Here is an 11,834-nt window from a genome sequence, read left to right on the forward strand (position 1 = left end):
GCAACCATCCCACCGCCGCCATGTCGAGTTGGAGGGCGGCTGCCAACCCGTCGGCGTGCCGCCGGCTCTCCGGCCCGTATTCACCGGACGACTGCACGGCATGCACCGTCAGGCCCACACAATGGGCGAACAGTGCCGCCCGGCTGTCGGCATCGAAACCCACCAGCACATCCCAGAGATCATGCGGGTCCTGGGGCAACTGCTGCACCCAGTTCGCGTGCCGAGCATTGATGGACTGGGCCGGGATGCTGTCGGCCAGCCCCGGAGGTTCCGCCATGAAGCCGGGACTCCGCGCCGTGATCTGCAGGCAGGAATTGGAGCTGCGATGGTAGAAGAGCTGGAGGCACAGAAGGTGCAGTGCTGCGATGAAGGCCGTGTCCGGGTCCCGGGCCAGGGCATCGCGCAGGGCCAGGGTCCGATAGGCCGTCAGTTCCATCACCAGCCGTTCGGTCAGCGGCTTCAACCCCTCGTCTTCCGGTTCGGGCTCCTGGCTGACGGAACCGCCGGTATGGGCAGCATGGGCGGCAGCCGGGATGCGGGAGCCATCCCCATCGCCGCCTCCCTCGGCGGGGTCGGCGTCCGGTGCAACCGGTTCTTCGACGCGCGGTTCATCCTCCAGCCGGACATAGCCGCGCTCGACCCGCAATTGTCCGTCCGACCCGATGCTGACATAGCAGCCGGCCCGCACGACCTCTTCCGGGTCGTAGCAGACGGGCCGCTGCTCCAGCACGGCGATCTCGCCGGAAATCGCCGTCAGGCGCTGATCCACCTCCTCCGAAATTTCGCCATCATCGTCATGCTCATGGGCCAGCCGGTCATATTCATCCTGAAGCTCGGCGTAGCGGACCTCCTCCTGCTCCGTGCGAGCGATCACCTCGCCGCGCAGGCGGCGCTGGCCGGCGGCATGGCCATAGAGGAAGTCGATTTCGACCTCGATCCACTTCCACCCCTCCTCCATCACCGCCTCGGCTTCCTTGGCCAGCTTATCCGCCGCCAACCGTTCCAGCAGCGGCACATCGCCCAGCCAGCCGCCATCGTCGGGCGTGAACAGGTCGCGCATCACCGGCCCACCGGCGGCGACATACGCGTCCAGCCCCACGAACTGCGCCCGCTTATCATGGGCGGGGATGCTGCCGGCTGTCAGTGCCCGGCGGATGTGATAGGGCTCGCGCTGCCAGGGCTGGGTCAAGGAGGCCCACACCTGTTCCTGGTGTTCATGGTTGTCGCTGACGCTGAAGGCCATCACCATCTCCAGCGTCATGCCGTCCTCGGCATAGAGGTCCAGGAGCTTCGGCGACACCGAGGCCAGGCGCAGCCGCTGCTTGACCACCGCCGTGGTGATGAAGAACCGGGCGGCAATGTCCTCCTCGCTGAGGCCCTTGTCGCGCAGGGTCTGGAAGGTGCGGAACTGGTCGAGCGGGTGCAACGCCACCCGTTGCAGGTTCTCGGCCAGGCTGTCCTCCTCGCCCAATCCCCCGGTGCGGATGACGCAGGGGATAGGCGCGGTACGGGAGAGGCGCTTCTGCTTGACCAACAGTTCCAGCGCCCGATAGCGCCGCCCGCCCGGCGTCACCTCGTAGATGCCCGTCTCCTTGCCCTCGGCATCCAGCCGCGGACGGACGGGCAGGCCGTGCAGCAGCGTGCGGTTGGCGATGTCCTCGGCCAGGTCGGCGATGGACACGCCGGCCTTGACCTTGCGGACATTGGCCTGAGACAGGACCAGCTTGTTGAACGGAATGTCCTGGGACCGGCTCAGGACGATCTTGGCGGTATTGGCAGCCATGGATTTTCTCCACGACGGGCCGGTGGAAGCCTCTCTCCCACCTGGCAGCCCGTCGCAAAGCCCCTGCCCTCCTCTGCCTCGAAACGCCCGGAGCCGCCCCCCCGGCCACCGGTCAGGCCACCCGGTCCAGCAGCTTCTTGGCCCGCCCCTCCATCTCCAATCTGGCATCCTGGTGGGGTTTGTCGCGGGCCACGGCCGTGATGCCCTGCACGAAATCGAAAATACTAGCTGGTTTGCGCCCCTCCTCTGCCAGCACGGTTTCGTTGATCCTGCCGGTTTCCACCTTGGAGAAACCGCGTTTGCGCAGGAACTCCATGCGGTCATCATCGTCGCGGGCGACGATCTGTTCCCGCGCCGCCCGGATGCCATTAATGAAGGGCATGGGCGAGGACTCGGCGAAACGGGTCAGGGCGGGTGCGGCCTCATGGGCAAAGCGGGACGGGGCATATTTGGAATGCCGGATGGCAATCTCCTGGAAATCCTCGGCGCCCCAGATATTCCTGTTCTGACACACAGCCCGCAGATAGAAGCTGGCCATGCCCAGGGTCTTGGCGCCCACCTCGCTGTTCCAGCAGTAGAAGCCGCGGAAATAAAGATCCGGCGAGCCGTCCGGCAGCCTTCCCGCCTCGATGGGGTTCAGATCGTCAACGAGGAACAGAAAGACGTCCCTGTCGGAAGCGTAGAGCGTCGTCGTGTCCCGCGTAATGTCCACGCGCGGATTATAGACGCCCGTGGACCAGTCCAGCACGCCCGGCACCTTCCAGCGCGTATCCCCCGTGCCGTTGCCGGCGATGCGCTGTACCGCCTCGACCAGTTCATGATCGAAGATGCGGCCATAATCGGGGCCGGTGACGGCGCGCAGTTCGGTGCGGCCGTCTTCGATTTCCAGCGTCTTGATCTGTTCGCCCCGGTGCGAAGTCAGGCCGTACTGCAGATTGATCCCGGCCAACGCTGCCGGCAATTGCCGCAGATAGGCAGCCGGGGCACCGACCAGGCTGGCCAACTGGCCAAAGCTCCAATGCGTGGGCGCCACGGGCCGGTCGCTGCCCGGCAGCAGCAGGGGCAGTTTCTCGGGATTGTCACTCCTCGCCTCCACGCGGATGTCGGCGCTGGGCAGGGTCCGGGTCCGGCTGCGCTCCATCCGCGACCGGACGGAGGCATAGAGGTCGGACAGCGACAGGAAGCGCTCTTCATCCGGCCGCGAGAACCATTCGGACGACACCCGGCCGATCCGCTGGCCACGGGTCACGTCCACCTTGTAGCCGCCGCTCCGGTCGGGGGCAGCGTCGAGGATTTCTACCTGGGTCATGGCACATCATCTCCAGGACGGGTGCCGGAAGCCTCTCCCCCGGCTGTGGCCCGTCACCCGGAAATCCGTCCCACCTCTGACTCTCCACCCATTCACCCCGCACACTGGTCGGTCGGTGTCGGTGGAACGAACCCACCCCGCCACAGGCCCAAGGCCAGGAACCTTGCATTGTTCTCCCAATTGCTGAGGTCTTCCCGGCCGAACCGGCAGGCCAATGCCCAGCCTCCACGGACCATCCGCTCCGACAGGGACGTGCCGCCGACGAAGCAGTCGGACAGGTCGGCGCTGCCGGGATGAGGCCGACAATACACAGGCGTGCCGCTCACCAGTTCCCGCAAGCCCTGGGCGGCCTCCTGCCCGCAGGGCCGGGTCGTGCCCTTGCGATCAACACAGTGCTGGTCGGGCAGCGGCGGCACGATGCCAGCCAGCCGGTGCCGGGAACCGGCAATCTCCAGTACGCCGGCATCAATGACCGTGGCTGGCCCCTCCTGTTCGGCACGGCCCTCGGGCCATAGCGTGAGTACACCAGCGCCAATCCCAATCAGGATCAGCACCGGCAGAGCAAATTTCAGGGTCTTCATCACGCAGTCTCCTTCCGGTTGGGTTGCTGACAAGGCACCCGGCAAGCTCCCTTTCCTGCCTGCCAGAGCCCGTCACGAAGGTTCCAGCCGCCCTCTCGCTCTCCGCTGGCCAACGGCAGTTCCGCCCCCCGGTTCATGTTGCTCCCCTCGAGCGAAGCAGATCACGATAGCCGCCACGCACCATTCGCCAGGCGTCTCGAACCAGCCGCTGGATTCGCAGACGCAGATAGTCGGAATGGCCGTTCCAGTTCTCCCGGACCTCCCGTTCGCCCAGCAGGATGGCGGCAATCTCACGATGGCTGGCTCCGGCGCGGACCCCATCAAAGGCGCGGAGCTTTTCGATCCAGCGCGGGGCTCGGGTGTCTGTGGGATAGAGTTTGTGCGGCAATCGACCGGAACGGTGGAGTTGCATCAAGCGGTGGATGGCCAGCAGGCTTTCTTCTCTGAACCGCACGTCGGTAATCGTGCAGCGCAGCCGCACGGGGCCCGATAGCAATGTTCCCGCAGTCACCATCAGTTGGAGATGATGGCAACCGTCGCTGAACAGAACATGTTCAGCCCCGCCGGAGATTTTCAGAACAACGGCAAGCTGCTGAAGCCGCCGCATATCGAAAACGTCCTCTGCGTCGGGTTCTGTGCAGGACGCGTCGACGGTAAGGACGGCAGGTGCCAGCGACGGATACCAGAAGGTGACGTCCGGTTCGATGGCATCGGCAAAAAATCACCCCCCAGCGGGCATCGACAGGCAGGTCGGATAGAATGATGATCCGTGGCCCATCTACGGGCCGGTGGGTTGTCCGGACCTTTTCGGCGAAGCTCTTGAGAACGTCCGCAAAATCGGGAGACCGGCGAAGCCATTCTGCCGCCCAGCCCGCCTTGTCCAGGGCCAGCAGCGGCCGGTATTGTTCTGGATCGCGCCAGTCTGGCCGCACCGGAAATTCGGGGCATCGAGATTGTCGTTGCACGGTAGCCTCCCGTTGGCCGCATGGGCCTTGCAGACCCAACGACAACTGAAACATCGCGCCGAATGCTCGAATAGCAGACGACAAATGCAGCTTCATCACAACATTGATGAACGTCTTTCGTCAGGTTGCGATGCCTACCGGGACATTGCGGGGAAAGAAATTCAATCAATATAGAAATTTCATAACCATCAGTAATTCATAATGAATAAACTTACAAAATCGAAGCTTATCCTGATTTGATTAACTCTAAAGCTGGAGACCAGACCATGAAATCAATTCATCCACTTCATTCAGTTGATAAGCGCGCAAGACTATTATCGACGTGTGTCTTCCGCCATCAGGAGGTGACGATAGCCGCTGGTAGCCATCCATTGAGCCCGCCGCAGGTGGGAGATCCAGCAGTGGTGGGCTCGATCCTTGTCCAATAGCGCGTCACGATGCAAGACGATCCTGGCAACGTCCTGCCAATCGGCTCCCGATGCCTCGGCATCGAGCAACCGGACATAAGTGATATAATGCGCTTCATCATAGGGGGTGATGGTCTCCGACCAAGGCACCTCATCCTGAACATCCGGGTTCAATTCACTCATGTTCTTGCCTCCCGTCAGAGTCTTCATCGCAGTCCGGAAGCACCTGTTGGACTCCGTACTGCAAATCGACAAATCGCCCAAGGGTAAACTCGGTGACAAATGCCCCGCTCGGGCAACCGCTTCATCGCCGGTCCTTGCGAAACTGTGACGGTGTCGTTCCCGTGATCTTCCGGAAGGTCTCAGTGAAATGGCTGTGGCTCGAAAAGCCCAGGGTGAGACCGACCTCGGTGATCGACAGGTGCGGATCGAGCAGCAATTGCTGGGCCCGCGCGATGCGCCGCTTGTTGAGATAGCGGAAGGGAGAAGTGCCCAGGCTGACCCGGAAGGCCCGGATAAAATGGTATCGGGTGAGCCCGACTTCGGCGGCCAAATGGCCGAGATTCAGCTCCTCCCCCAGGCGTGCCTCGATATATTCGACAACACGCCGCTGCCGTGAACTGCCGAGGCCACCGATGACCGGCGCGGGCCGGCCTGCATCTCCGAAAGTCTCATACAGCTTGAGAAGCAGCATCGCGCCAATGTGATCAAGATAGAGGAGGCTTGTGGGACCCGTCTCCTCCATCCCCTCGCGCAAGCAGTCGATCAGCTTCCCGATCGCGGGATTGTCCACGGCGACCATCGGCTTGAGGTCGGGTATTCTCCCACTGAAGGTTTCCGCCAATGTGCGCTCGATGAAGCCTTGCGTGAAGGCGACCGCGAATATTCGCTGATTGCCAGCCCAGTCGACATGAATGAAATGATCGGGCGGAAACAGATGGAACTGACCAGCGTTGACGACATGGCGTTGGGTTTCCAATGCACCTTGTGGTTTCCAACCCAGTTCAAAGGGCTCTCCATCATGTATGACCATGCTTAGGTGGGGAGTTGCGACCCAGGTTCCCGAATTAGCCGGAGCCTCGAACGAGCCAATGATAAGGCCCTGATGAGAAAGGCGCGTGCCGATCAGCACCAAAAAGGGCGCGAGATCAGTGGAGAAGTCGATTACGACGCGTCTGGTTCTGGACTTTGAGGACAATTTAACGTCCCTCCATCAGATGCAGCTTGCATAGAAATCAGAGTGCACCCGATCAGATCACCTCCTTGTCCAACAGTTGCTGAGCCGGTCCGGCATCTGCGACCCGGTAGCCGGGCCTTATTCGGCTTGAAAACCCGGCTCCTTCCACCATGGAAACAGTTTCGGCATGTCGGTCGATACGCGGCCCCTGAAGGCCGGTGACCGCTTTTCCAAAAAGGCCGCAACCCCCTCGCGTGCATCCGGACCTAGTCCTATTGATTGCACAAGCCGGCTATCGAGACGGTGCGCCTCCATCGGATGCGATGCACCCAACATGCGCCACAGCATCTGGCGGGTTAGAGCCGCGGAAACGGGCGCGGCATTCTCCACGATCTCCTGGGCGATTTCCCGTGCAGCAGCCAGAAGCTCCCCAGGCGGGTGGACCGACCGCACCAGCCCTCGCTCCAGTGCCTCTGTGGCTGGAACCAACCTGCCGGACAGACACCATTCCAAGGCGGTGGAGATGCCTACAATCCGCGGCAGGAACCAGCCCGACGCCGATTCCGGCACGATCCCGCGACGAGCGAATACATAGCCGAAACGCGCCGTCGTGGCCGCCAGCCGTAGATCGGCGGCAAGCGGAATAGTCGCCCCTGCCCCCACCGCCGCGCCGTTAATGGCCGCAATTACCGGTTTCAGGGAATTGAAGATGCGCAGGGCAACCAGCCCTCCCGCATCGCGGACATTTCCATCCGGCTCGACATCGGGGCGCAACGCTCCTTCCCGCTGTGCGTAATCGAACGTGGCCGCACCGGCTGTGATATCGGCCCCGGCACAGAAGGCGCGCTCCCCGGTACCCGTGAGGATCACGACCCTGACCGTATCATCGGCGTCAGCCGCGTCGAACGCCTGCAACAACTCCCGCACCATGACGGGGTTGATGCTGTTCATGCTCTGGGGGCGGTTCAGCGTTATAGTGGCTATTCCGCAACCAACCTCATAACAGATGGTCTGGTACTCACCGGTCATGGCTCACCTCCCCGTTGCCAACCAACACTCAAACCTTGTAGCAGAACAGGCTCATGGTGACGGATTTCACCAATTCACCCCGCTGATTGAACGAACAGGGTGTTCTCCGACGTCAGGAAATGGCCCTCACCCAGCTTCGTCTTGCGGCGGGTAAAACAGGTCAGCAGCTTCTGCTCGGTGCGCAAGCTGTCAGCAACACGTACGGGCACTCGCGGTTCAACAGCCCTTGAAGCTGGGCTTGCGTTTGGCATTGAAGGCGGCGACGCCTTCGTGCATGTCATGGCTGTGATTGTGCAAGGCGCTGGCCAGCAGTTCCAGCCTCAAGGCGGTATCCAGAGGCTGTTCCAGCCCATCATCCACCAGCATTTTGACCTGCTTCAGGGCAAGCGGACTTTTGGACGACAGCTTGTCTACAAGCCCGTCGACAGCCGCTTCCAGAGCACCGTCTTCCACGACCTCGTTCACGAGGCCACATGCGACGAGTTCCGCTGCCGACCGTAGCTCCCCAGTGAACAGGAGGTACTTGGCCCGTGTCGGTCCGATCTTTCGGGGAAGGCGTATCGAAGCGCCGCCCCCCGGCAGAAGCCCGTAATTGGCGTGGCCATCGCCAATTTTCGCGCTTGCCACGGCGATCACCAGATCGCAACAAAGCAGCAGTTCAGTGCCGCCGCCAGTCGAAACACCGTTCACCGCGCAGATGACCGGCTTGGGGAACTTCTCCAGCCGCAGCATCAGCTCCATCAACTGGTTCTGAAAATCGGCGCTCTCGTGTTCGCTATTTTCTTGCAGTAGGTCGCCTAGAAATTTGAGGTCCGCACCAGCGCAAAACGCGCGGCCGGTGCCGGTTACGGCAACTGCCACTATCTCAGGATTCTCTTCGGCGAGATCCAGCGCCGCATCAAATTCGCGGGCCAGCCCGGGATTGATTGTATTCAACGCGTCCGGGCGGTTCAGGCGAATCCATGCCCCCCGACCGCGTTGTTCGTAGACAATATCTACAAATTGCATCGCGTATCCCTCCGGTTCGTTTCCTATGAATGACATGATGTCTTGTTATATTCGACCCCGGCACAGAAGGCGCGCTGCCCAGCCCCCCTGAGGATGACGACCCTGACCGTATCAACGGCGTCCGCCGCGTCGAACGCCTGCAACAATTCCCATACCATGACGGGGTTGATGCTGTTCATGCTCTGGGGCGGTGCAGCGTCACAATGGCTATCCCGCAACCAACCTCATAGCAGATGGTTTGGTACTCACCGATCATGACGCACCTCCCCGTTCCCCACCAACGCTCAGGCCTTGTAGCAGAACAGGCTCATGGTGACGGATTTCACCAGTTCGCCCCGCTGATTGAACAGAATGTTCTCCGACGTCAGGAAGTGGCCCTCACCCAGCTTCGTCTTGCGGCGGGGAGAACATGTCAGCAGCTTCTGCTCGGTGCGCAAGCTGTCACCAACACGAACGGGCGCATAGAATTCAAAGCTGGCCTGGGTGACAACCGCTTCAGGGCAATCGGGTGGCGGGAAAGGGCAGCCACCGGTAATGATGCCTTCGCGCAGCGCTTGCAGCAATGGCATCCCGGTCAGGCCTTGCTTGACCGCTTCCGGTGCCACGGCGCCCGGCTTGCGATAGCCCAATCCGACATTGAGCGAGGAATCGGCACCGTAGAACATGCCCACGGGCGGCGAGATGATACCGCCATAAGGCGACGCGGCGGCAAAATCGGCATCCCAGTAAAGGGGACTCCAGTCCTCCAGCGCCTCGCACCACAGATGGATATCACCGCTGGTCAGCGGCAGCTTCGGTTCCCGGTTGCCCTCTCGGACGATGCCGAGCATGGCGCGCGCGAAGTCGGGCATGTCATCATTGGGCAAGACCAGATCCGCCACCGGCCGCTGGCGGGAAATGGCCGGCAGCGCATCGGTGCGCGACGGCATCTCCAGGGTCGCCGTGGCGGCCGCCGCACTGGGGCTGTTGGCGTGCGCTACGTTGATTTCTTCCAGGTCGACAAGATAGGCGCCGTCTGCACCGCGGTATTTGCGCGCGACCTTGCCGGTCACCAGCAGGATGTCGTCGCGCAGGGATTGCGCTGTCATCCGGAAGGTCAGGCGGCGCAGAACACTGCCCGGCCCCGACCAGTCAGTGATCAGGCGGCTGAACAGGCCCGCCAGATGTGTCGTGGAGATGAACGCATCCTTGGCACCCACCGCCCGGGCGTACCGGCTGTCATGATGGACGAAATCATAAAGCCCCGTCGCGCGGACAAAGGCGACCAGTCGCAGAAGGCTCAGTTCATAGGTGAAGGATGGCAGTTCCTGACCTTCCTCGACATCTTCCCAGCACAGCGAATGATACGCATCACTCATCTCACACCCCATATAAATGGCCTTCAGGCGGCGCCGTCGCAAAGATGGTCACGAATGAAATCGGCGCTGGTTGCACTGCCGGCAAGAATACGCAGACGACCAAGCTGACCGGCCCAGTAACTTTCCGATCCAAACGCCAACTGCCACTGCTTCAAGCGGCGAGAATAGAGCTGCAGGTCGAATTCCTCGGTGGCACCAATGGCACCATGAACGGCATGGGCGATGCCATTGACAAGATGTGTCGCCTCATTGGCTCGGGCCTTGGCCGCCGCGACACCGGTCACGTTGAACCCAGCGCCGGACATGGCGGTGCGGGCAGCGACCTGTACGGAAATGACCTGCTCCGCCATCACCGACAATTGCTGCTGGATGGCCTGGAACTTGCCCAGGGGGCGACCGAACTGTTGCCGTTCATTGGCATAGCGCAGGGACATGGAAAGCAGACGGGACATCGCCCCCGCCATCTGTGCTGCCGCCAGTCCGGCGGCGGCCAGCCCGAGATCGAACTCGTTGGCAGGCAGATCGCAAAGCCGGTCACCGATCCGAATGCCGGTCGCCCCGCCGGCGCGAAAGGGATCCTCCCCGACGCCCGCCAGCCGGACCAGGGCGATCCGGTCACCGTCATTCACCAGAGCGTGCGTCGCCGCCGCACCATTGGGCAGAATGGGCGACGGCGGCGCCAGAATGATGGCGGCATCGTCAGGTGCCTGCAGGCCGTTGGTGGCCAGCAGGGCCCGGGCCATCATGGTCTCCGCAAAGGGCAGCGACACCGCATGTTCGCCCAGGATCATGACTAGGGGAAACACGCTGGCAAGGGACAGCCCCGCCCCACCGCAATCTTCCGGCACAAGCGCATCCAGGAAGCCGGATGCGGCCAGCGCTGACCACACAGGCTCAAGCGCCGGTGCCGCTTCGAAGACCCGCGTCCGCTCCGGCGTAGCGATATCGGCCACCAGCCGGCGGAAGCTGTCGGTCAGGACACTGTTATCATCATTCATCGCAGACCCAGCCCCCGGGCGATCATGCCCCGCAGAATTTCACGCGTGCCGCCGCGCAGAGAGAAGACGTGATTGAGTTGCATGAGATAGGCCAGCGTCCGCATCAGCTCCGGATCACAGGCGGCATCCAGGCGCGTCGCCACGGCATCGGCGATTTCGCCGGGAATGGCCTGCTCCAGCTCCGTTCCCATGTCCTTGAACACGGCCGCTTCCGTCAGCGGCGACCGACCTTGCACCAGCAGCCCGGTCATGGAAACGGACATGGCGCGAAGCGGTGCCAGCCGCGCCAGCAGCTTGCCCAGCCGCTCCTCATCGGCGCGCGACGGCGAGGCGCTTAAGGTGGCCGCCCACAGGTCGAGAAGGACGAGACTTGAATAGATACGCTCCGGCCCGCTGCGCTCAAACGCCAGTTCGGCATTGACCTGCGCCCAGCCATTGCCTTCCGGCCCGACCAAGGCATCGTCAGGCAGCAGCACATTGTCAAAGAACACTTCATTGAAATCCGTGTCGCCGGTCCCCAGCCGGATGGGGCGGACAGTCACGCCAGGCAGCGACAGGTCGATCAGGAACTGGGACAGGCCCTTTTGTCGGTCCTCCGGCGTGCCGCTGGTCCGCACCAGTCCGATCATGTAATGGGACTTATGGGCGTAAGTGGTCCAGATCTTCTGGCCATTGAGGCGCCAGCCATCCGCTTCCCGCACGGCGCGGGTCCGCACACTGGCCAGGTCGGAACCGGCATTGGGCTCGCTCATGCCGATACAGAAGAAGATTTCCGCGCGGCAGATGCGGGGCAGGAACGCCTGCCGCTGTGCTTCGGTGCCATAATGCAGCAGCAACGGCGCGCTTTGCCGGTCGCCGATCCAATGGGCGGCGATGGGGGCCCCCACCGCCAGCAGCTCCTCCACCAGGACAAAGCGCGCAAAGGCGTCCAGTCCGGCCCCGCCATACTGTTTGGGCATGGTCAGGCCGACCCAACCGCGTTCGGCCAGCGCACGGCTGAAATCCGCATCGAAGCCCGACCATGTCCGCGCCCGTCGGCTGGCCGGCATCCCCGCCAGCCTTTCGGCAAGGAAAGCCTTGATCCGGGGGCGAAGGGCTTCCGCCGCATCGGGAATGCGGGTCGCCGGAAAGGAATCAACGGTCAGCAAAGTCGAACGTCCTCTTTTCGCAGCAGATCATCCAACCATGGCCACAGGACTTGAACGATCCGCCGCCGACG

The 11,834-nt window shown here is 62.6% G+C and carries 14 protein-coding genes; all 14 read right to left on the reverse strand.

Going from position 1 to position 11,834, the window contains the following annotated elements:
- Positions 1-1,783, reverse strand: a 1,783-nt coding sequence (locus tag ACODTW_RS23625) for a ParB/RepB/Spo0J family partition protein (RefSeq protein ID WP_488948586.1), incomplete at its 3' end; no start/stop codon positions are given.
- A gap of 112 nt (positions 1,784-1,895) precedes the next feature.
- Positions 1,896-3,092, reverse strand: coding sequence for a DUF932 domain-containing protein (locus ACODTW_RS23630; protein WP_488948587.1), 1,197 nt, complete (start codon positions 3,090-3,092; stop codon positions 1,896-1,898).
- A gap of 92 nt (positions 3,093-3,184) precedes the next feature.
- Positions 3,185-3,673 (reverse strand): thermonuclease family protein, encoded by a 489-nt coding sequence (locus tag ACODTW_RS23635; protein WP_488948588.1) that lies wholly within the window; start codon positions 3,671-3,673, stop codon positions 3,185-3,187.
- A gap of 133 nt (positions 3,674-3,806) precedes the next feature.
- Entirely contained in the window at positions 3,807-4,280 is a 474-nt protein-coding gene (locus ACODTW_RS23640) for a DUF2285 domain-containing protein (protein WP_488948589.1), read from the reverse strand.
- A complete protein-coding gene (locus ACODTW_RS23645) occupies positions 4,228-4,734 on the reverse strand; it encodes a transcriptional regulator domain-containing protein (protein ID WP_488948590.1) in 507 nt (168 codons plus the stop codon). The genes ACODTW_RS23640 and ACODTW_RS23645 overlap by 53 nt, the downstream gene beginning before the upstream one ends.
- Positions 4,735-4,952: 218 nt before the next feature.
- Positions 4,953-5,228: a DNA -binding domain-containing protein gene (locus ACODTW_RS23650; RefSeq protein WP_488948591.1), complete on the reverse strand. Its 276-nt coding sequence runs from the start codon at positions 5,226-5,228 to the stop codon at positions 4,953-4,955.
- A gap of 121 nt (positions 5,229-5,349) precedes the next feature.
- Positions 5,350-6,243, reverse strand: coding sequence for an AraC family transcriptional regulator (locus ACODTW_RS23655; protein ID WP_488948592.1), 894 nt, complete (start codon positions 6,241-6,243; stop codon positions 5,350-5,352).
- A 117-nt stretch (positions 6,244-6,360) separates the two neighbouring features.
- Positions 6,361-7,251: a crotonase/enoyl-CoA hydratase family protein gene (locus ACODTW_RS23660; protein WP_488948593.1), complete on the reverse strand. Its 891-nt coding sequence runs from the start codon at positions 7,249-7,251 to the stop codon at positions 6,361-6,363.
- Between the two features lie 74 nt (positions 7,252-7,325).
- Complete coding sequence (locus ACODTW_RS23665; protein ID WP_488948594.1) at positions 7,326-7,460, reverse strand: hypothetical protein; 135 nt, start codon at positions 7,458-7,460, stop codon at positions 7,326-7,328.
- 7 nt (positions 7,461-7,467) lie between these two features.
- On the reverse strand, positions 7,468-8,259 hold the full coding sequence (locus tag ACODTW_RS23670; RefSeq protein ID WP_488948595.1) for an enoyl-CoA hydratase/isomerase family protein: 792 nt from the start codon (positions 8,257-8,259) through the stop codon (positions 7,468-7,470).
- 23 nt (positions 8,260-8,282) lie between these two features.
- The gene (locus ACODTW_RS23675; protein WP_488948596.1) at positions 8,283-8,438 is read right to left on the reverse strand and encodes an enoyl-CoA hydratase-related protein; all 156 of its coding nucleotides are present in this window, start codon (positions 8,436-8,438) and stop codon (positions 8,283-8,285) included.
- A gap of 105 nt (positions 8,439-8,543) precedes the next feature.
- The gene (locus ACODTW_RS23680) at positions 8,544-9,617 is read right to left on the reverse strand and encodes a MaoC family dehydratase (protein ID WP_488948597.1); all 1,074 of its coding nucleotides are present in this window, start codon (positions 9,615-9,617) and stop codon (positions 8,544-8,546) included.
- 23 nt (positions 9,618-9,640) lie between these two features.
- Entirely contained in the window at positions 9,641-10,615 is a 975-nt protein-coding gene (locus tag ACODTW_RS23685) for an acyl-CoA dehydrogenase family protein (protein WP_488948598.1), read from the reverse strand.
- Entirely contained in the window at positions 10,612-11,763 is a 1,152-nt protein-coding gene (locus ACODTW_RS23690; RefSeq protein ID WP_488948599.1) for an acyl-CoA dehydrogenase family protein, read from the reverse strand. Before ACODTW_RS23690 ends, ACODTW_RS23685 begins: the two co-directional genes overlap by 4 nt.
- Positions 11,764-11,834: the final 71 nt, after the last annotated feature.

It is taken from the genome of Niveispirillum sp. FG148, from assembly GCF_057809655.1.

Excerpts from the sequence above, each read along its gene's own strand:
- ACODTW_RS23630 (WP_488948587.1), bottom strand. The coding sequence starts at position 3,092 with ATGACCCAGGTAGAAATCCTCGACGCTGCCCCCGACCGGAGCGGCGGC.
- ACODTW_RS23635 (WP_488948588.1), bottom strand. The coding sequence starts at position 3,673 with ATGAAGACCCTGAAATTTGCTCTGCCGGTGCTGATCCTGATTGGGATT.
- ACODTW_RS23640 (WP_488948589.1), bottom strand. The coding sequence starts at position 4,280 with ATGCGGCGGCTTCAGCAGCTTGCCGTTGTTCTGAAAATCTCCGGCGGG.
- ACODTW_RS23645 (WP_488948590.1), bottom strand. The coding sequence starts at position 4,734 with ATGAAGCTGCATTTGTCGTCTGCTATTCGAGCATTCGGCGCGATGTTT.
- ACODTW_RS23650 (WP_488948591.1), bottom strand. The coding sequence starts at position 5,228 with ATGAGTGAATTGAACCCGGATGTTCAGGATGAGGTGCCTTGGTCGGAG.
- ACODTW_RS23660 (WP_488948593.1), bottom strand. The coding sequence starts at position 7,251 with ATGACCGGTGAGTACCAGACCATCTGTTATGAGGTTGGTTGCGGAATA.
- ACODTW_RS23670 (WP_488948595.1), bottom strand. The coding sequence starts at position 8,259 with ATGCAATTTGTAGATATTGTCTACGAACAACGCGGTCGGGGGGCATGG.
- ACODTW_RS23675 (WP_488948596.1), bottom strand. The coding sequence starts at position 8,438 with ATGAACAGCATCAACCCCGTCATGGTATGGGAATTGTTGCAGGCGTTC.
- ACODTW_RS23680 (WP_488948597.1), bottom strand. The coding sequence starts at position 9,617 with ATGAGTGATGCGTATCATTCGCTGTGCTGGGAAGATGTCGAGGAAGGT.
- ACODTW_RS23685 (WP_488948598.1), bottom strand. The coding sequence starts at position 10,615 with ATGAATGATGATAACAGTGTCCTGACCGACAGCTTCCGCCGGCTGGTG.